Consider the following 19,360-nt stretch of genomic DNA (forward strand, 5'->3'; position numbering starts at 1 on the left):
TCACGGTAGCTCCTCTCTCGATCAGAACCGCAGATTTCGCAGCAGGTCGTAGACGCTGGCGATCCACAGCAGCATCGGGATCACCGCAGCTATCGCCGCACCGTCGAGCAACTCCAAGATCCGCTTCGTCACCGGGGAGACCCGCTGCACGCTGCGCGTCGCTCCGAGCACGATCAAGGCCACGACCCCCATCGCCGTATAGACACTGAGCACCAGCCACGCACGATCGGGCGACCACAGTGCCAGCTTGACCATCAACCCCGTCGGGATGATGACGACCGCCGCCAACAAGGCCCACGCACACCACCGTTCGGCGTACAGACGGGATCGGAATGCGCAGATCGACATCACCAACCCCGCGACGATCATGCTGTGGAGGAAGAAATGTCCTTCAACCACAACACTTATCGCTCCGAGCGACAGGATCAGCGCACCCGCTGTCACGAAGCCGATGAGCAACCGCCTGGCCAACTGACTACGGGCGTGCAGTCGCGCAGCGGAATCCGGCACCGACTCGATGATCGCCTGCCACGTCGGTGATTCATGGCCGTCAGGCGTGATGACCGGGTCGAGAAGTTCCTCGCTGCCCACGGTTTCGCCGGGCGCAGGGATCGGCGGCAGGGCGATCCGCGCGACCGCGACCGTCAGCTTGGCGGCGTTGGTGACGACGATCAGGCCGAACGCAATCGCACCGGCGGGCACCCAGAACCCCCAGCCGTAGCCGACGGCGACTGCGGCCGCCGTCGCGGCAATCGAGACCACCGCCGAAAACGCTGCCAATTCGGCTCTCTTGCGCGGCCCACCCCTGGTCGCGAGCGTCAACAGCAGCACCACTGCCGCGGCACCCGCCACCTGGGGCGCACCTAGCGAGTCGTAGCCCAGCGGCAGCGGAACCGCCAGCGCCGCGCCGCCGGCGAGTGTCGGTAGCGCGGCGACCAACAGGCTCTCCGCCATGTCGACGTTCTGGTACCTGCTGGCCGCGAACGCGCTGCCACCGAGCAGTACCAGGCCGAGCATTCCGAGCGCTGCCGCCCACCACCAGTCATGACCGCTCTGCGTCCACGCCACCATCGACATGACGGTCAGCGCCAACGCTGCGAACGGAATTGCCAGCGTGACAAAGCGGCTGAGGGCTTGACGGTCGAATTCCGGCGACTCGTCGAGCACCGCGATCGCATCGATCACATCCTCGACCAGCGGTCGATAGCGCTCTGTTCGGCTGACCGACACCAGGGTCAGAAGTGATCCGTCAACGACACCGGCGTCGTCCAGCGATTCGTTGAACTTCAACGGGGGCGCACCCGGCCGCGCGAACGCCCACACGCCTTGTGCACCAAAGTCGAACCCCGCGAGGACATCCTTGGACGTGTCCTCGTGGAGATCAGCCAGCACCGACACCGTCTCGTCGATATACGTCTCGATCGGCGCCGACGCCGGCAGCACCAGGTCGGTCATCCGTCGCCCGGTCAGGATCGTCACCCGCGTCGTCAACGGCCGACCGGGCGTTACGCCCGACGACACCGGCGTGGGAGCAACGGGGGCGGTCAACGCCGCTCGAGCCGGTCGAAGTCGTCGGACAACGCGGCCGCCAACTCGACGATGCGGCGCCGGAACGTCTTGCCCAACAGGTCGAGCTGAATCTCGGTGCCTGCTGCGATGTGCTTGTCGTACGGCAGCACGATGACACGGCCGGGCGGGACGTGCCGCTCGAACTGCTGCACCAGATCATCGATGTCGATGTTCGGCTTGCCCGGCACCACATGATTGATCACCACGCACGAGCGGCCCAGCAGATCCTGATAACCGTTCTGCCGCAACCAGTCCATCGTGATCGCGGCCTGTCGCGCGCCATCGATAGACGCACTGGCCACGATCACCAGACCTGAGACCGTCGAAAGCACACCGCGCGCGGCCGGCTGGAACAATCCCGCTCCGCAATCGGCAAGCACGAGGTTGTAGTAACGCGACACGATGCCGGTGGCGCCGTTCCAATCGTCGTCGTTGAACTCGCGGCGTGCGCCGCTGTAGTCCTCGGCGGACAGCACCTCGAGGTTCGAGCCGTTCATGCTCGTGTACGCACGAATGTCGTTGTACCGCGACAGTTCGTTGTCCGAGAGCAGGTCTGCGATCGTCGCGGCGGACTGCCGCCCCGCCCGGTCGGCCAGGTTTCCGCCGTCCGGGTCTGCGTCGATCGCCAGGATCCGATCGCCGCGCACCTTGCTCAACGCAGAGCCGAGTGCGACTGTGATGGCTGTCTTACCGACTCCGCCTTTCAGCCCGAACACGCCGATCTGGTATGAGTCCCTCGCATTTCGGCGGATCCGGGTATGCAGATCCAGTTCATAGAGTTCGTCGGGCGACAACCCCAGATTGATACGCGTCAACACATACAACAGATGCCGCCACCCGCGTGCCGACGGCATCTTGACCGCCGACTTGACGCCGACATGCGACAGCGCGTCGATGGCGCGGTGGTTGCCCATCGTCGCTGCAGATGTCGGCGCAGGCTGAATCGCCCGGCCCACGCCGTCGATCTCGGATTGCGCGTCGGCGAAGTGTTGCGAAGGCGCGGGTGCCGGTGTCGGCCGCGGCGGCGGCGTGGGCGCAGTCCGCGGCTGTTCGTACCTGGCCCCGGCCGGTCCGGTGGACATCGGGGTCCGCATCATCCCGTTCGGCTGTTGCCGGGTCGCAGGACGTGCGGTCGGCATCTGCGTCGTCACCTCGCTTTGGCGCGGCGGCGGAGCGGTCGCGGTTTGAGTCTGGTTTACCGCAACCGGAATTACGGGCGACGTCACTTCACTGCGGCCCGGCCCGCTGTTGGCGATCGGGGCCTGAGTTGTGATGTCGCGGTCCAGGTCGTCGGCTGTGGCCACAGCGTCCACCGACGATCCTGAAGAGTGGAAAAGCCTGTCGTAATCAGCCGACATGAGTACCTCTCATAGTTGGAAATCGAGACGCACGCGGTGGGCGGGTTAGCCTGAGCCCCGCCCGCCCACCTGCGAGCACCATCGAACGGTCAGAACATTCCGGTGACGCCGGCCTCGGTCTGCGCCATGGACTGGCCGGCGTTACCGATTGTGTGCGCGAGGTTGAGCAGAGCCGCATTCAGCTCCGCAGATGTTGCATCCCAGCGCATCTGGACGGCCTGGTAGGCATCCGAACCCGTGCCTCCCCATACCGCGGCCAGCGCCGCCAGCGAGGCTTTGCCTTCATCGAGCAAGGCATCGGTGCGCTGGACCGCCGAGCCGATCTCGCCGGCCCCACCCTCGATACCCGCGAAGTTCCATACCTGTTCAGTCATTGATGTCTCCTAGTGGTTGATGTTCATCGCCGACGACAGGGCGCTGGCCTGATCGTCGTCGGTGGTCTGGTACTGGACACCGCCCGTGTTGATGTTGGCGGCGATGTCGTCCAACTGCTTCGTCTGCTGCGCGGCCGCCTCATGGAAGCGGATCAGCGCCTGCTGGGCCGCAGTGCCCGCTTGACCGACCATCTGGCTGGCGAGTGCACCGGCGGTCCCCTCGACCTGCGCGATGACGCCCGTCAGCTCACCGGAAATTCGTCCGAAATTCGCTGCCTCCTTGGCGAGGACAGCAACGTCTGTATTCATTGCCATGCTGGATACTCTTTCCTCTTCCTGTGTCCTCACCACGTGATGGCGAGTCTTTCCGGCCGGTCAGCCGGGAAGTCCGTTGTGCGAGCACTACTTCCGTCACCAGTCGTCGTCCTCGTCTTCGGCCAGGTCTTGCGGCAGCACACCCGGCACCGTCAGACCCGTCTTGGTCCCTCCGCTCTTACCGCGCTGGCCCATCCCTCCCATGGGCCCCATGCCGCCGACCCCACCCGCCCCCACGGGCGCCAGGCCCATCGCGCCGGCTCCGGCAGCCGCTCCAGGCGTGACCGCTACCGGTTTCGTTTCGCCGATCAGGTTGGCCAGCAACGGGGTTCGCGGTGTGGTCCCGCCGGCGCCCGGCAACGATGCTGCACGCACCAGCCCGGCGCCGGAGCCGGCACCGGTTCCACCGGCCAACGGGTGATTCGACAGCGGGCTGGCCCCGATCAACCCCATCTGGGCCTTGTCGGTGCCCATGCTGCCCAGCTGGCTGAACATCGAGGTCACCTGCTGCAACGGCTGAGTCAGCTGCTGCATCGGCTGCATGACCATCTGACTGGCTTGTTGCGGAAGCTGACCGAGGGTTGATCCCAGTTGGGTGGCCATCTGCGCGCCCATCTGCATGCCCTGCTGCAGCGGCTGGCCTTGGGCTGCGCCGTCGTCGGCCTTGGCGACCTGGCCTTCGGCACGCTGCGCGGCCATGTTGCCCTGCGCGACCGCGCTGCCGGCATTCAGCCGCGTCGATTCCATCTTTGATTGCGCGCTGACCGTCGCGATCGCTGCATTGCGCACAGCGGCGGCAGGAGCCATGGCCGTCGCCTGTCCCAGTGCGGCGCTGACGACACCCTCGCCCACACCGGGCACGACGATCGGCTTGGGCGGCGCGATCATCTCGAACATCAGGTTCAGCAGCGTCTCCGCCTGGTAGACGTCCATCGCCCCAGCAGCTTGATTCCACATCCGGACGAAGTAGTCGGCTTCGTTCAACGCGATCGGAATCGTGTTGACCCAGAAGAAGTTCGTCGCCTCGAGCACCGCGTGGGTGATGTGGTTCTGCTCGATCTCCGCCAGCGGCGGAGTGGTCGCCATCGCAAGGCTGTACGAATTCGCCTGCGCGGTCGCCTGTAGCGCCCGCTTCATCGCCTGCGCCGAGACGGTACGCAGCCAGATGACCATGGGCATGGTCGACGCGACGGCACGTTCACAGGCCGATCCGCTCCACACCGATGCCAGGGCCGCGAGACTCGCGGCCAGTTCGTCGGCCTGAATCTCGAGGGAGATCGCCAGTGCCTCCCACCCCGCGGCAGCCTGCAGCATGGGGGCCGGACCGGCCCCCATCATCAGCCGCGCAGTGTTCACCTCCGGCGGCATCCCATGCCACAGCATCGATTACGAATTCCTCGCGTGTACCGGTCAGCGCGACGTCAGAAGTTGGCGGCGTTGGCGCCGTCCACCGCGGCATAGATGCCCGCGATCTCCATGTACGCCGCACCCGCGCGGGACAGCTCTTCCTGCGCGAACGTGTTCAGCGCCAAGGCCTCCACGCCCTCCTTGGCGAAAACCGCCGCCGCCTGGGCGGAAACCTCATCGGCGCCCGCAGGTGCAAGCGCAGACACCGCAGCGGAAGCCGTGGTGCCGGCGGCAAGCCCCCTGACACCGTTTGCGACTACCTGCGCGCCGATACCGACGGCACCTGGATTGTGCTCCATGGGTTGCATTGCGATATCCCCCAAATTCGTTGATTAGCTTGGTTGTTCACTTGTGACCATTGCAGCAGCAATCAACGCTGCATCAGGACGCTTCCCCCGACCCCGGTCGCCAGTGCGCAATCCCCTGTTTGCTGGCGTCTTGTCAATCCTAAGTGGGTTCCAGGAGTGCTCAGAACACTTCTTCTTCCGGCGGATCCACGTACGCCGCCTGGATGACCTCCTTCGCGTCCGGTGCCACGAGAAACGCCTGGCCGGGTGGCCGGCGCTGCACCTTGATCTCCCGCGATGGGAAGTCCTGCTTCTCACCGGAAAGGAACAATGTCGGAGTACCGGCGCCGTACGCGCCGCCCACGAACTTGTCCATCGTCGCCCGATGCGCCTGGCTCATCTGGCACGTCACGATGATGTGCAGGCCGATATCCGCCGCGGCGGGCAGTAGCGGGAACAGCGGCGCCATCGGCGGCACCACTCCGCTTGCCGCGACGATCATGTGCCAGTCGTCGACCAGCAGGACGACGTCGGGACCTCGCCACCATGACCTCGCGCGTAGTTGGGCGGTGGTGAGGTCGGGCGGTGGGAGGCGCTGCTGCAGGTTGATCGCGAGCGCTTTGATGGCCTCTTCCAAAGTCGCGCTGTTGCGGTTGACGGCCCCGGCGTCCAACAGATGGCTCTCCGGAACCGCGTCGAGCAGACCAGAACGGAAGTCGGCCAGCATGAACCGCACCTGCGCCGGGCTGTTACGCGCGCAGATGGCCTGCGCCACCGCGTGCGCTATGCGCGTCTTGCCCGACTTCGGAGCTCCGAAGATCAACAGGTGCGGCGTCATGTGCATCGGGTTGTAGGCCACCGACAGATCGGATTCGCGTACACCCAGCGGCACCGTCCACCGCGTGCGGTAATCACTTTCCGGTCCAGGAGGATTCGGGTCCAGTTCATGCAGATGTATCCGCTCAGGCAGCACCCGCACCCTGGGCGCCTGCTCTGTCGTCTGTCCTTTGATGACCTGCACCGCCTTCGACATTGCGGAGACGAGGTCGTCGGCGCCGTGCACGCCATCGAGCCGCGGGACTCCAACCATCAGGTGATGCTTCTCCATCGAGACCGCGCGACCCGGCCGATTCTGCGGGATCTCCCGGGTGATGCGGTCGATCTGGGTTTCGTTCACATCGCCGAGGCGGAATTCGATCTTGGTGCCCAGGTAGTCCCGAATGCGTGACTTCAGCTCGGTCCATCGGGGTGTGGAAATCACCGTGTGGACACCGAATTGCAGACCCTGCCCGGCGAGATCCTGCACCATCGGCTCGAGGTCGGCGAACTCCGCGACGAATGCGGGCCAACCATCGATGATCATGAACACATCGCCGAACGGGTCGGCGGCGGCGGGATGATTCGGATCCTCACGCATCTGCCGGTAGGCGGCCATCGAGCCCACGCGCAGCTGTTTGAACAACGCCTCGCGTTGCCGTAGAACGGCTTTCATCTCCGCGATCACGCGGTTGACCTTGTCCGGCTCGGATCGCGTCGCGACGCCGCCGACGTGTGGAAGATCCTCGAGGTACAACAAGCCGCCGCCGCCGAGGTCGACGCAGTAGAACTGAACCTGTCGTGGCGTATGCGTCGCCGCGGCGGCAAGTACCAGCGTCTGCAGGAAGGTGGACTTGCCGGTCTGCGGCGCACCGCCCACGGCGATGTTTCCGCTCGCCGACGCAACATCGATACCCCAGACTTCCTGCCGATGCCGTCGCGGCTCATCCATGATTCCCAGCCCGAATCGCAGCGGTCGGCGCTCGCTGTCACGCTCGATGAGTTCGTTCACCGGCGTCGGATCAGCCAACGGCGGCAACCACATCCGATACGCCCGGGTCTCCCCCGTGGCCAACTGGTCGAGGACGACCTCACGCAGCACCCGCTGTTCGGCGTCGACCGTCACCGCGTCACCGCCGTGTCGAAGATGGGGGATGCGGTGAACTGGTGGATCCGGATGCGATCCGGTCTCTGAACCTGAGGCTTCGCTTCGCCGTTGTCCTGCACCGGCGCAGTCGGCACGTAGTTGACACCGGTGTAGGTGCTGTGGAACTTGACAGGGTCTTCCATGCCCACTCGGAGGAAACCCACGCCACTCTCCTTGTTCGTGATGTACTGCGCCTCAGGCGTTCCGATCACTGCCTTGGATTCCGCCGAACTCGTGGTCCGCAGGGCGATCCGGTAGGTGAGGTTGGGCTCGAGCTTGTCGATGCGGACGCCGCCGGTGTTGAGCGACTGCGTCGCGAGCAGCAGGTGCACGCGCAACGATCGGCCCACACGGCAGATCCGATCGAACAGCGCGATGAAGTCGGGGTGATTCTGCAGGAGTTCCGCGAACTCGTCGACGACGACGAAAAGCGTTGGCAACGGGGGCAGATCCGCACCTCGTTCGCGGTGCTTCTCGTACTCGGCGACGCCGGACAGCGCGCCCGCGGCGCCGACCTGCATTCCGGCCTGACGCAGGATCGACTGGCGTCGGTCCAACTCACCCGTCAGCACCTCCCCCATCCGGCTGACGAGCTCGGCCTCTTCCTCCATGTTGGTTACGACGGCAGCGGTATGCGGCAACTTCTCCATGCCCAGGAATGTCGAACCGCCCTTGAAGTCGGTGAGCAGCAGATTGATCTGGTCAGGGTGGTGAGTGGCGGCGAGCGAGAGAATCAGCGTCCGCAGAAACTCCGATTTGCCGGAACCTGTTGTGCCGATCAGCATCCCGTGTGGACCGGCGCCGAACTCGGCGCCTTCCTTGATGTCGAGATACATGATGTCGCCGGTTTTGAGTTCATGTCCGAACGGGATACGCAGCCTGTCGCGGTCGGTATCGGTGAACATCCGCCACCGGCTGGGTGTGACCTCTTCAATGGTCTGCGCGCCGACCAGTTGGTGCCACTCGGTGGCGACCTTCTTCTGCACCCGCACGCTCTTGTCGATGATCGTGCCGGTGATGGACCAGCCGGCCAGCTTGCGGGCGACGCGGGTGGCCTGGTCCGCTGTCATTCGGTCGGCGACCGAAGTGACGAGCCGGAAGGTCTGGTTGGGCAACCGATCGTCGGCGGTGCCGTCGGCATCGACACGGATGCGATACGCCGAGCCGCGGTGGTTTCCCAGCGTGATGACGGTGACGCCGGCCCGGCCGTCGACCGGGAAGCCGGCCCTGCCGCCCGACAGGTCGACAACGACGACGTACGGTCCGCTCGGGGTGGCGTCGGGAGTGTGCGGACCGCGGGCGGTCAAGTCGCTCAACCCGTCGGGGCGGGTGAACACCAACCGCGTCGGGCCGGCGGCGTCGGTATCCGTCTGATGCGCCACGTGGGGCAGCCACTTGAGCCAGGCCCACTGCGGATCCTCCGGGTTGTCGGTGAGCACCCGAATCTGCAGCAGGTCCGGCGGGTGGTACACGGCCAGATGGCAGATCATCGCGGTGAGCAGGCCCGCCGCCCCTTCGGGGTCGCCTCCGACGGCGATCGTGGGAAATGTCCGCAGTTGCACCAACTTCGGGCAATCATGGATCAACCCGTGGGTGCGCAGGAACTTGGTGACCCACATGTGGCTGACAGGCTCGAGATGCGGCTGAGGCGCCCCTTGCGGCCCGGCCAGCTCACCACCGACCGCAGGCTTCAACAGACGGTCGACGGCGGGCTCGCTGCCGAGTCCGATCCGAACGGCCGAAAAGAAGTCGGCGTTGGTGGGACGCGACCACTGACGGTTGGTCCCGATGATCGAGAGCAGATCGTCGGGATGTGGTGCGTGGTAGTTGAAGAAAGTCACCTGCGCGGACGCGGACGATGTGACCCGGGTGCGAAGGCCCGCGAGGTAGCGCAGGTACTCCTTGCGGTCGGCGTTGATCTCGGGCACCCGCTTGCCGCCTGGCCCGCCGCCTGCCATGAAGCCGACGGTGGCCATCACCATCATCAGCGGCATCATCAGCATGTAGGGCGACAACTGCCGGATGCCGGTGAAGATCATGATCGCGATCATTCCGAGCATGCCGCCACCCATGACCCACGGCAGCGCCTTCTGGAGACCCGACGGCGGGATCTCGACACCGAGGTCGTCGGGCGGCGTCACGTTGATCTCACCGGGCGTAAGGCGCGGCCCGCGTTTGATGATCGGGGTGAACTTCTTGGTGCTCACCGGCCACCCCCGGCGTTGACCGTCACGGTCTGAGCACCGGGGTGGGATCCCTCGGCGACCTTGCGCGAGCTGGGGTTTGGCGGCAACGTGTCGTGCTCGATCAGTGCCCCCTGTTTGGACAGCACCGGCCCGTCGACCAGCCGACCGACCACTTGCCATGGTGCGGTCACTGGGGCGTTCAAGCCCAGGGTGCCGCCCGTCTGTTCGTCGGGCAGGCCGTAGCGCACACCCTGCGGATCGATGTAGTACAGGCTTTCGCCGTACCGCGGGTCGGGCGATTGCAGGCGGATGTATTTGCCTCCGTCGAGGTAAACGGTTGCGTCGCCGCCGATTTGGTGGATCCCCGAATTCATCGCCGACGGTGCGATCGGCAGATGACGTCCGGCGATGACCGTCGTTTTCGGGGCCTGGTCGCCGGGTTCACGCTGCCACGCCCAGCACAGGACGGGGGCGTCCTCACGCGCCTGGATGGTCAACGGCTGATCTGGTAGCGGTGAGACGAACACCTGCTCGGTGATTCTGGCGACGGTGCTGGACTCGACAGTGGGTGGAGTGACCAGGCCGAAGGAATTGGTGGCACGCAACGCCGCCGCGGTGGTGTCGTTGATCCGCGCCACCCCGTCGGCCAGAACGACGAAGTGTTGGTCTCCGTCCTCCGTCAGGGCCTTGAATACCGCGCCGATGACCAGGTTCGTCGGCAGGCCAACGGTATTCGGCTCACCGTAGCGGGGGATTGCGGGCAGTCGCCAAGGCCCGGCGTTTGGCAGGGCGTTGAACAGTCCCTCCGAGATCGGGGACGCCTTTGAGGTCACGGGTATGCCCACCGCCGAGGTCAGCGCGCGGTCGGCGAGGTCGATGTCGTGCCGCCCCGTCTCGGTCACCAGCCAGGTGTCGTTCTCGAAGCTCACCAATACACCCTGTTCAGGGCGTATCGGGCCGACGGAGGCGTCCGGCAGTAGCGGCTGCGCGATCACCGCCGTGTCGACGGCGGGGGCGACACTCTCGGGCTTGGTCACGGTGTCGCACAGCGTCCACATCGAGTTGGCGCCGCCGACCGGTGTGGCGTAGGGCGCACCTGGAATGCCGAGCGGTTGCCCCTTGGCCAGCCGGTTCAGCTCGTCGGATTTCACGGCGACCGGAGTGCCCGCGTTCCCGAGGATCAGGCGTGCGGACGTCAGGTTGTAGACGGGTCGCAGCTGGTCCGCGCCGGGGATCACGACATAGAGCTGGTTGGTGGTGCGGTCAACGAGAAGTGAGTCACTACCGCGCTTTCCGAGCGGCTTGAAATAGGCCAGCAGGGCCGCACCCAGGCAGACCAGCACGGCGATGACGACGCCTGCCGACACTGCGCGGCTGTAGAACTGCAGTGGGTCGTCGAACATCCGGGTGTCGCGACGGACGATCGCGTGCTCGACCCTGCGCAGCAGAAACCGCCAGCCACTGACCTGCACCTTGGTGGTTAGCCGGAAGTTGGACATGGTTACTCGCCGATGCTCAGCCGGTTGTGCACAGCAGTGATTGCCGCTGCCATGTCATCGCCGTTGATCTCACTGAGCTGCTCGACGTCGAGGCTGTCGAAGTCCGCAGCCCTGGCCAGCCGCATGTCTCGGTTTTGCTCACCGGCCTCCACCAGTTGGCGGGCATACCGGCCATTGCCGGCGATGTCCAACGCAGGCTTGCCGTTCAACGCCCGCTCGCTCAGCAGCGTCGCCGCTTCGAGCACCCGCTTGGCGGCTTCGTCATCCATCGTCGAATCGTTGCCCTGCGCAATTACTTTGGCGATATCGACGATCTCGTCGGGCAGGTAGGAGTCGAATTCGATCCGGGTGGCGAAGCGCGAGCGCAGACCGTCGTTGGATTCGAGCAGCCGATCGATGTCGGAGCTGTAGCCTGCGATGATCACGACGAGGCGGTCGCGATCGTTCTCCATGCGGGCGAGCAGCGTGTCCAACGCCTCGGTACCGAACGGGTCCGCACGACCGTCGCGCTCCTGCACCAGGGTGTACGCCTCGTCGATGAACAGCACGCCGCCGACAGCCCGGTCGATGGTCCGGCTGGTTTTCACCGCCGACTGACCTTCGTACTCGGCGACGAAATCCTTGCGTGACGATTCGACCAGCCTGGGTTCGCTGATGACGCCGAGCCCCGTGAGGATGTTGGCCACGATGCGCGCGATCGTCGTCTTACCGGTGCCTGGCGGGCCGGCGAAAATCATGTGCTTGGACGTCTGCGCCACCTTCATGCCGCGCGCCGCGCGGACCCTCGCCATTTGCGTGGCCGCCCGGTACGCCTCTATCTGTTCCTTGACGCGGGCCAGGCCGATCTGGCGGTCCAGCTCGGCTTGCGCCTCGGCGAGCAGCCGCTCGCGGCCCGAGTTGTCCGCCTCCACACTCGCGACGTCCCACGGGTCCCTACGGGAGGCGATCTTCTCGGCGCTGGTGGTCGCTATCCGATAGGTCGGATCCTTGAGTGCAGTAGCGACTTTGGGTGATGGGTGGGTGGCCTGTAACCATTCGAGGAGCGCGACCGCTGCTTCCTCATTGCCTTGCCCACGTCGCGTCATCGCGAGGTACCACGCGATCGCTGGTGCACATGCCTCCCCGGCCGGCGACGCGTTCGTCTCGGTCAACCGGCGTTCGGCCTCCGTGAACAGGCCGAGGTTGGCGGCAGCCACCCCATGTGCGACACCCGCCGCGGCGGCCAAGAACTTGTCGGGCCACCCGGCGGCACCCTTGACCTCGTCGATGACGTCGGTCCAACGCTCCGCCGCCCCGTAGATCACCGCTTTGACCCAAGACACCAGATGCTCTGCGCCAGTTGCGGGAACGTCGTCCAGGGCCTCCATGGCATCGGTGTAGTTGCCGACCGCGGCCTCGTGCACGGCGAAGCCCATTGTGATGGCCAGGGGTGAGTTGATCGGGTAGGTGATGTCGCCGAATTGACCTCCGATCGGAACCCGGGCGCTGATGCTGTTCATCGAGATTTCGGCGGAGCCGGCTAGCTGTCCGAAATTAGCGCGCGAATACCACGCGCGGAACAACGTGACTCGGTCGGTGTCGCCGCATCGGATTCGTCCCACCCAGGCGTCACAAGCGGTTTCGTCCATGGACGTGATTTCGGAGAAGAGTTCGAACGAGCGCGCCGGGGAGCTTGGCAGCATTCCGACCGCGCTCCCGAAGAGGCTGGTGAGGTGATCAGACATGATCGCCCGAATACCTCGTCGCGAAGATGTGTGCGCGCGCTGTTCGGGCCTCTTCCGGTGTCGGCAGGTCCAGGTCTCGGGTGAGGAAGTCGCGGGTGGCGGCATCGTCGTGCCCCTGTTCGCGCATACCGTCGAGCATGAACATGTACTGAGCCGACTTCGCCTCCTGTGTCGCCAGTCCTGCGATGACCACGATCTCGTCCGCGAGCTCCTGTTCCGTCATCTCGGTGACGCGCGACGACAGTTCGATTCGTTTGACCCGACCGTCCATGAAGACCGTAACCGCCACGGTGCCAGGCGGATTGGTCACGGTGAACACCTGCACCGACGGGTTGTCATCCGGACGATCAGCCGGATGCGAAAAGTCGAGTGCGGCCAGGTCGTCGCGCTCGCCGTGGACGAGCGGTGGCTTCTCAGTCGCCGTGTCGTGGTTGCTCACTGCGGTGATGCCTTCTGGTCAAACCACGTGCCCGAGGGGAGGAACCCGATCAGGCCGTCGAGTGCGCGCTGAAGGTTCTCCGGAGTACCTGGCAGAAAGCTGCCGTACAGCTCGCCGTTCACGCGGCGAGGTATCGACACGATCCGCCCGTGGCGGGAATCGAGCACCCCTGCCGCGACGTCGGCTTGCGTGAACGTGCCGCCCGGATGCCGCTCGGCGGCAACGATTTCGACCCAGCTCGCAGGGTCGCTGATGATGTCGGCATAGGCACGCGCCGAGCTGGGTGCGACACCGTACTTCAGCAGTTGATCCGCGTCGCGGCATTTCGCCAACTGGTCGGCGACACCCGTCAGTGGTTCCACATCAGCAGGGCTGTTGGTTCCCAGCACGGTGGTCACCATGCCTGCCAACCCGACTTGCGGTGCGACGCGCTGCAGCACCAGCATGTCGCCGTCGCGTGCGGCGACCACATGACGATTGCCCTTCCGGCACACTACGAATCGGATCATCTTGCCGCCGACATCGCGCCGCCACCAGCGGGCCTCCAGAGTTCGGTCGGGCCGGCTGAGGGTATCGACCATCGCGGCGACCTCCGCGTGGGGCTGACCGAAAACATCCAGCACTCCCTGCGCCGTCAGATCCCGCGCCACCTGTTCCCAGACGATGTCGCGCAGTTCCGGCTGGGGGATGTTGAGGCGGATGCCAAGAGCGGTCGGAAACTCCGCCTGGCCCAAGCGATCTGCGATGACGAGCATCCCGTCGATCGTGACCTCGACGCCGACGACATCATCGATGTGCGCCGCGTCGGGCCGCGCAGTTTGTGTCATGCCTATCGTCATGCCGGTCGCACCTGCCCCTCCAGTGCTTGACCCACCGCGTCATCCGTCTCGTCGTAGCAGTTGGCTGCGTGCGCCAACGTGTGTCCGAGTCGATCGGAGGCGGCCGCCATGGCGGTTGCGGCGCCGTGTCGCGCCGAGATGGTCTCTACAAGCGCATCGACGACCGCCGCCGCGACGCTGCCGTGGGTGTTGCGCACCGCGGTGTCGACGCCCTCGAACGCAAGAGTCGCGGACCTGATCTCGGCGGCGACTCGAATCTGCCGGGCGGTCAGCTCGCCGAGATGCGTCGTGGTGACGCGCAAATCCTCACCCGACATGGACCGCTACTTCGGTGCTGTCCAGCCCATACTCTCGCAAGCTCACGTCGATGAACTCGCCGGCGATCGTCGTTGCTCACCGACCTGCGGCTCTTTGCCAGGAAGCACGCGCATGCTGTTGGTCCCCCTCTGCCTTCCCCTTGGCTCGGTCGACACTATCAGCGGTTCAACCCCACCCATGTCACTAATTTTTCGACCCGCTCGGACCAGGTCATCCGCCGATACAGCAATTGACGTGTGCGTCGATAGTCGCTAGTCCAGCCAATTGTGCGGGTGCTCAGCAAATCATCTACATCGCTACGACAGTCGTGCAGCCGTCATGACTTCACACCTGTCTCAGGGGCAACATTCGCGGAGGAACGAGCCGCTCAGGCGGCTCTCCGGTGGCACGCAAGATGTCGGGGCTTCGACGCCTTTGCGCAACACCGTGTTTGCCAGCCAGGTGATTTGTGTGCACTCGGGAGCGGTGAGCGCTCCTAAATGCACACAAGTCGCTAGGACTGGCTCACCAATTCGCGTTCTTCCGGTGGGGCGCTGATACGGGTCCTGTCCTTGTCCGGGCGCAGCCAGTCGGGCAGCCATCGCGGCGGGGCGTCAGGGGCGCCGTCGAAGACTCCGCCGGCGGGATCGTCGACTTCTCCGCGGCACCGGACCAGATCCTTCTCGGGGCGGTAGATCTGGTGAATCACCAACGCACACAGCCCAACCACAGCGATATCGCGCAGCAGCACCATGACGGTGAACGGCTGCTCGGGCAGGCCCTTGTTCTGCTCGCCGTAGAGGTACAGCATCCGCGGGATCCACACCAGCGCGTCGATCGTCATCCACGCCAGCAGGATCCGTCGGTGCGGCAGCGCAAGCACCGCCAGCGGCACCAACCACAGCGAGAACTGCGGGCTCCACACCTTGTTGGTCAACAAGAATGCCGCGACGACGAGGAACGCGATCTGTGCCACCCGCGGCCGCTGCTTGGCCGTCAGCGCGATGTAAGCGATTGCGATGCAACACGATACGAACAGCACCGCCGTCACAGTGTTGAGCACCATCGGTGGCTGCCAGAATCCCAGATCGGGATCGAAGCCCCGCCAGCCGGTGAACGACTTGATCACGTTGTAGATCGAGTCCATGTCGTCACCGCGACGGGTGTTGAGCCGGAAGAACTCCGACCACCCGCGCGGGAACAGCACCATGATCGGCAGGTTCACCACCAGCCACGTCACCACCACGGCAAGCGCCGTCTTGCCCACCTCGCGCACCTTGCCGGTGCGCACCGCCAACACCAGCAGCGGGGCCAACAGCAGCAGCGGATACAGCTTGGCCGCCACCCCGATACCGATGAGCATGCCCGCCAGCACCGGTTTTCGCCGGGCCCATGCCAACAGCGCGCCGGTGGCGAAAGCCGTTGCGAGCGCGTCGAAGTTGGTGAAGATCTGGAAGATCACGATCGGTGACGCCGCCACCAGGGCGGCATCCCAAACCCGACGCTGGCCGGCCAGCATGGAGGTGGCCCACACCGTCACCAGCCACGCCAGCGCCAACCCGAACGCGGCGATGTTGAAGAACATCACCACCTCGGCGATGATCGGCAGCGACACCAGCTTCGACAACGCGGTGTACGACTTGGCCAGCGCCATCGACGAGTACTGGTAGAGGCCCGTCAACACCGGATACTCCATGTACCGCACCGCGATGTTGCCATCGAACTGGATGCGCGGCTTGCCTTCGGAGTCCTTCTCGATCCAGCTGGACTTGTACGGGAACTTGCCGAGATTCAACAGTTCGGCGGTGAACAGCGGAACCGTGTCGGAGTAGCAGAACTCGTAGTAGGCCCGCTGGTTGTCCCAGTTGGCGACCCGCTGGTCCGGCGGACCCGTGCCGGTGGTCTGCAGGCACGCCGCCTTGGTCGAGTACCCGAGCGCGAGGAATACCAGCGCGATCAGGAGCATCGCGCGCAGCGGGGTGAAGAACCGTTGCCTTCCGATCAGCGCGTGCTTGCCGACCGGCCCGCCGATGACTCCAGACAGCGCGGCGCCGAGCGAGTCGGTGCGGCTGGGGAAGTCGCGGTTGTCCAGGCTTCGGGTATCGCGCGCAAGCGTCGTCGGCGAGACCGTGTCCGGCTCGCCTGCTTCGCGCTCTGTGCCGTCGGTCACGGAGGCGGCGGCGGGGCGCCGGGCGCGACGGGCTCGGGCGGCGGACCCGGAGCGGGTGCACCAGGCACCGGCGGCGGGCCAACAGGCACCGTCGTCGGCGGGCCCCACGGGATCGTGACCCCGGGCGCCAGCTCGATCGTCGGCTGGATCACGGTGGTCGACGGCGGTGGCGGAACATCCGACGGCTCGGTCGATGGGGGCGGCGGCGGAGCCTGCGGGACCCCCGCATAGCCGCCGATCTCTTCGGGCTTGGGGAACGACTCGTTCTCGGTGTCCTCGAGCGCACCGTCCATCGTCGCTTTCCAGATGTCCGACGGCAGGCCCGAACCGTACACCGGCGAACCCCATTTGTTCTCAAGCGGTTTCGTGCCCTCGGTGGTGCCGACCCAGACCGCCGTCGACAAGGACGGCGTGAAGCCAACCATCCACGCGTCACGGTTGGCGCCGGTGTCGCCCAGCTGATTGGTGCCCGTCTTCGCCCCCGACGGGCGCCCGCCAGCCAGCGCGTGACCGTTCGAGTACGCGGCGATGGGCTGCATGGCGGCGATGACGTTGTCGGCGACCTTCTTGTCGATGCGCTGCTCGCCCTGGTCGTCCTGCTGCGAGGCGTCGAACAGCACCTCGCCCTGCGCGTTGACGACCTTCTGCACGAAGTGAGGCTTGTGGTAGACGCCCGACGCCGCGATGGTCGCGTAGGCCGACGCCATGTCGATGACCCGGCTCTGGTACTGGCCCAACACGATTCCGTTGTTCGGCGGTCCGCCCTTGCCGTCCTCGGACAGCGTGTGCTCGACACCGGGGAAGCTCTCGGCGATACCGGCCGCGTGCGCGGCCTTGGCCACGTCCTCGGGTCCGTTCTCCAGCTTGAGCATCAGCCGGTAGTAGCTGGTGTTCAGCGAGCGCTTCAGCGCCTCGGCGATGTTGCAGGTGCCGCAGCCGCCGCCTTCGACGTTGTTGATGGTGATGCCGTTCAGCTGCACCGGTGAGCTGTCCACCTGCGTGCCAAGGCCCATGCCCTGCTCCAGCGCCGCGATCAACGCGAACACCTTGAACGACGATCCGGTCGGCAGCCCCGCTTGAGCGAAGTCGAATCCGTTGGCGTCGGTGCCGCCGTAATACGCCTCGACGCCACCGGTCTTCGGGTTGATCGACACGATCGCGGTGCGCATGTCGGGGTCTTGTCCCTCGAGATACTCGGCCGCGGCTTCCTCGGCGGCCCGCTGCGCCTGCGGGTTGATGGTCGTGGTGATCTGCAGACCCTCGGTGTTCAGCGTCTGCTCATTGATGTCGAAGAGCTCGAGCAGTTCCTTCTGCACCTGCCGCTCGATCAGACCGTTGGGGCCCGTCGTCTGGTTCTGCGAGCGTGCCAACTCGGGCGGCACCGTCTGCGGGAACACCTGCTCCGCACGTTCACTCTGCGACAGTGCCCCGATCTCCACCATGCCGTCGAGCACCCAGTTCCAGCGCCGCTCCGCACCCTCGGGGTTGACGGCCGGATCCAGCCCCGACGGCTGCTGGATGAGCGCGGCCAGCAGGGCGCCCTCGGAGACGTTGAGCTGTTCGACAGGTTTGTTGAAGTACGCCTTCGACGCCGCGGCGACTCCGTAGGAGCCGCGCCCGAAGTAGATGATGTTCAGATACGACTGCAGCACTTGGTCTTTGGACCACTGGCCGGCCATCTTCGTCGAGATGACCAGCTCCTTGGCTTTTCGGATCAGGCCGCCGATGCCCGAGCGTTCGGAGCCCACCAGCGCGTTCTTGACGTACTGCTGGGTGATCGTGGACCCACCCTGCAGGTCGCCGCCGAACAGGTTGTTCTTGATGGCCCTGATGAAGCCGGTGAACGAGAACCCCGGGTTGCTGTAGAAGTCCCGGTCTTCGGCCGCCATCACCGCGTTGCGCACCTGCACGGGGATCTGGTCGATGTTGACGTCGACGCGGTTGCCTTCCGGCGGAACGATTTTCGCCAGCTCGCTGCCGTCGCTGGCCAGGATCGTCGACACCTGGTTGGTGCGGATGTCGCCCGGCTTGGGCACGTCGACGATCATGTAGGCCATCGCAAAAGTGATGATCGGCAGCACGATCATCGCGACCACCGCCACGACGAGCCCGCGCCGGACCCACTTCCAATTGATCTGCGGCCCCTGGCCCGGAGGCCTGCGCGGGCGTTCCGGCGGTCCGCCGCCACCAGGAGGACGACGCGGCGGTGGGGGCGGAGGAGGCGCCTGCTTGGGCGCCGGAGTGCCGTCGAGTGCGGCCTTCACCACGTCGATGGGATCGCGATACTGCGGCGGCGCCGCTCCGCGCACCGGCGGCAGGATGGTCGTGTGCCTGTCGTCGGGCGGCAGGCTGCGGGCGCGGGGCGCTGCGGGCGCGTCCATCTGCTGGCGGGCGCGTCCGGCGTCCGCAGAATGCTTGGGTTCGGAGTCGCTCACACCATCAGCCACCTGCCCCCTACGGGCGTCATTGGCTGACCGGTCGTGGCGTCCTTCGCTATTCACTGGCCGTGCGCGCACGACTGCGCGCGGTCTGAGTACGCCTCGGCGTCCGCGACCCCTTCGGTGGCGGCACGGCACCAAGCACGTACGACTTGACCAAGTGATTCCAGCTGCAGGTTCGGCATACCTCCACCACGTGTACGGAGAACTCGTCGTAGCGGGTTGCCAGCAGGACCAACTCCTCGGCGGTGCGCGCCGATCCGGACACGGCGCCCAGGTGGTCACCGAACACCCACGACACCAGGGTGAGCTGCTCCTTGCGGCAGATCGGGCACGTCACCGAACTGGGCTTCCCGTGGAACTTCGCGGCGCGCAGCAGGTAGGGGTTGGCGTCACAGACCTCCGAGACGCCTGTGCGCCCCGAGTAGACCTCCGCCAGCAGGGACCGTCGCCGAAGCGCGTAGTCCACCACCTGTCGCTGCAACCGCACGGAGA

General features: G+C 65.7%; 16 protein-coding genes. All 16 read right to left on the minus strand.

Going from position 1 to position 19,360, the window contains the following annotated elements; genetic code table 11:
• Positions 1-21: 21 nt before the first annotated feature.
• The gene (eccD, locus tag H7J93_RS21140; protein WP_267308260.1) at positions 22-1,548 is read right to left on the minus strand and encodes a type VII secretion integral membrane protein EccD; all 1,527 of its coding nucleotides are present in this window, start codon (positions 1,546-1,548) and stop codon (positions 22-24) included.
• Positions 1,545-2,927 carry a MinD/ParA family ATP-binding protein gene (locus H7J93_RS21145; protein ID WP_267308261.1) on the minus strand — a complete coding sequence of 461 codons (1,383 nt, stop codon included), beginning with the start codon at positions 2,925-2,927 and terminating at the stop codon, positions 1,545-1,547. The genes eccD and H7J93_RS21145 overlap by 4 nt, the downstream gene beginning before the upstream one ends.
• 89 nt (positions 2,928-3,016) lie before the next feature.
• Positions 3,017-3,301: a WXG100 family type VII secretion target gene (locus H7J93_RS21150; protein ID WP_267308262.1), complete on the minus strand. Its 285-nt coding sequence runs from the start codon at positions 3,299-3,301 to the stop codon at positions 3,017-3,019.
• A 9-nt stretch (positions 3,302-3,310) separates the two neighbouring features.
• The gene (locus H7J93_RS21155) at positions 3,311-3,616 is read right to left on the minus strand and encodes a WXG100 family type VII secretion target (protein ID WP_083151717.1); all 306 of its coding nucleotides are present in this window, start codon (positions 3,614-3,616) and stop codon (positions 3,311-3,313) included.
• 96 nt (positions 3,617-3,712) lie between these two features.
• Positions 3,713-4,999 carry a PPE family protein gene (locus tag H7J93_RS21160; RefSeq protein WP_267308263.1) on the minus strand — a complete coding sequence of 429 codons (1,287 nt, stop codon included), beginning with the start codon at positions 4,997-4,999 and terminating at the stop codon, positions 3,713-3,715.
• Positions 5,000-5,037: 38 nt separating this feature from the next.
• Positions 5,038-5,331: a PE family protein gene (locus tag H7J93_RS21165; protein ID WP_267308264.1), complete on the minus strand. Its 294-nt coding sequence runs from the start codon at positions 5,329-5,331 to the stop codon at positions 5,038-5,040.
• 160 nt (positions 5,332-5,491) lie between these two features.
• Positions 5,492-7,252: a type VII secretion protein EccCb gene (gene eccCb / locus H7J93_RS21170; protein ID WP_267308265.1), complete on the minus strand. Its 1,761-nt coding sequence runs from the start codon at positions 7,250-7,252 to the stop codon at positions 5,492-5,494.
• Positions 7,249-9,480, minus strand: a complete 2,232-nt coding sequence (gene eccCa / locus H7J93_RS21175) for a type VII secretion protein EccCa (protein WP_267308266.1) — start codon at positions 9,478-9,480, stop codon at positions 7,249-7,251. The genes eccCb and eccCa overlap by 4 nt, the downstream gene beginning before the upstream one ends.
• Positions 9,477-10,958, minus strand: coding sequence for a type VII secretion protein EccB (eccB, locus tag H7J93_RS21180; RefSeq protein WP_267308267.1), 1,482 nt, complete (start codon positions 10,956-10,958; stop codon positions 9,477-9,479). The genes eccCa and eccB overlap by 4 nt, the downstream gene beginning before the upstream one ends.
• A gap of 2 nt (positions 10,959-10,960) precedes the next feature.
• Positions 10,961-12,682, minus strand: a complete 1,722-nt coding sequence (gene eccA, locus H7J93_RS21185) for a type VII secretion AAA-ATPase EccA (protein WP_267308268.1) — start codon at positions 12,680-12,682, stop codon at positions 10,961-10,963.
• On the minus strand, positions 12,675-13,121 hold the full coding sequence (locus H7J93_RS21190) for a YbaB/EbfC family DNA-binding protein (RefSeq protein ID WP_372507979.1): 447 nt from the start codon (positions 13,119-13,121) through the stop codon (positions 12,675-12,677). Before H7J93_RS21190 ends, eccA begins: the two co-directional genes overlap by 8 nt.
• Positions 13,118-13,948 carry an ESX secretion-associated protein EspG gene (locus H7J93_RS21195; RefSeq protein ID WP_267308269.1) on the minus strand — a complete coding sequence of 277 codons (831 nt, stop codon included), beginning with the start codon at positions 13,946-13,948 and terminating at the stop codon, positions 13,118-13,120. Before H7J93_RS21195 ends, H7J93_RS21190 begins: the two co-directional genes overlap by 4 nt.
• 8 nt (positions 13,949-13,956) lie before the next feature.
• Entirely contained in the window at positions 13,957-14,277 is a 321-nt protein-coding gene (locus H7J93_RS21200; RefSeq protein ID WP_267308270.1) for a type VII secretion target, read from the minus strand.
• Positions 14,278-14,771: 494 nt separating this feature from the next.
• Positions 14,772-16,427 carry a glycosyltransferase family 87 protein gene (locus H7J93_RS21205; protein ID WP_267308271.1) on the minus strand — a complete coding sequence of 552 codons (1,656 nt, stop codon included), beginning with the start codon at positions 16,425-16,427 and terminating at the stop codon, positions 14,772-14,774.
• The gene (locus H7J93_RS21210; RefSeq protein WP_267308272.1) at positions 16,424-18,928 is read right to left on the minus strand and encodes a transglycosylase domain-containing protein; all 2,505 of its coding nucleotides are present in this window, start codon (positions 18,926-18,928) and stop codon (positions 16,424-16,426) included. Before H7J93_RS21210 ends, H7J93_RS21205 begins: the two co-directional genes overlap by 4 nt.
• Entirely contained in the window at positions 18,921-19,355 is a 435-nt protein-coding gene (locus H7J93_RS21215) for a DUF5318 domain-containing protein (protein WP_083151691.1), read from the minus strand. The genes H7J93_RS21210 and H7J93_RS21215 overlap by 8 nt, the downstream gene beginning before the upstream one ends.
• Positions 19,356-19,360 lie beyond the last annotated feature (5 nt).

This window comes from Mycobacterium barrassiae (assembly GCF_025822765.1).
GTDB classification, from domain to species: Bacteria; Actinomycetota; Actinomycetes; order Mycobacteriales; family Mycobacteriaceae; genus Mycobacterium; species Mycobacterium barrassiae.

Excerpts from the sequence above, each read along its gene's own strand:
- H7J93_RS21165 (WP_267308264.1), bottom strand. The coding sequence starts at position 5,331 with ATGCAACCCATGGAGCACAATCCAGGTGCCGTCGGTATCGGCGCGCAG.
- H7J93_RS21155 (WP_083151717.1), bottom strand. The coding sequence starts at position 3,616 with ATGGCAATGAATACAGACGTTGCTGTCCTCGCCAAGGAGGCAGCGAAT.
- H7J93_RS21160 (WP_267308263.1), bottom strand. The coding sequence starts at position 4,999 with ATGCTGTGGCATGGGATGCCGCCGGAGGTGAACACTGCGCGGCTGATG.
- eccB (WP_267308267.1), bottom strand. The coding sequence starts at position 10,958 with ATGTCCAACTTCCGGCTAACCACCAAGGTGCAGGTCAGTGGCTGGCGG.
- H7J93_RS21200 (WP_267308270.1), bottom strand. The coding sequence starts at position 14,277 with ATGTCGGGTGAGGATTTGCGCGTCACCACGACGCATCTCGGCGAGCTG.
- eccA (WP_267308268.1), bottom strand. The coding sequence starts at position 12,682 with ATGTCTGATCACCTCACCAGCCTCTTCGGGAGCGCGGTCGGAATGCTG.
- H7J93_RS21195 (WP_267308269.1), bottom strand. The coding sequence starts at position 13,948 with ATGACACAAACTGCGCGGCCCGACGCGGCGCACATCGATGATGTCGTC.
- H7J93_RS21145 (WP_267308261.1), bottom strand. The coding sequence starts at position 2,927 with ATGTCGGCTGATTACGACAGGCTTTTCCACTCTTCAGGATCGTCGGTG.
- H7J93_RS21150 (WP_267308262.1), bottom strand. The coding sequence starts at position 3,301 with ATGACTGAACAGGTATGGAACTTCGCGGGTATCGAGGGTGGGGCCGGC.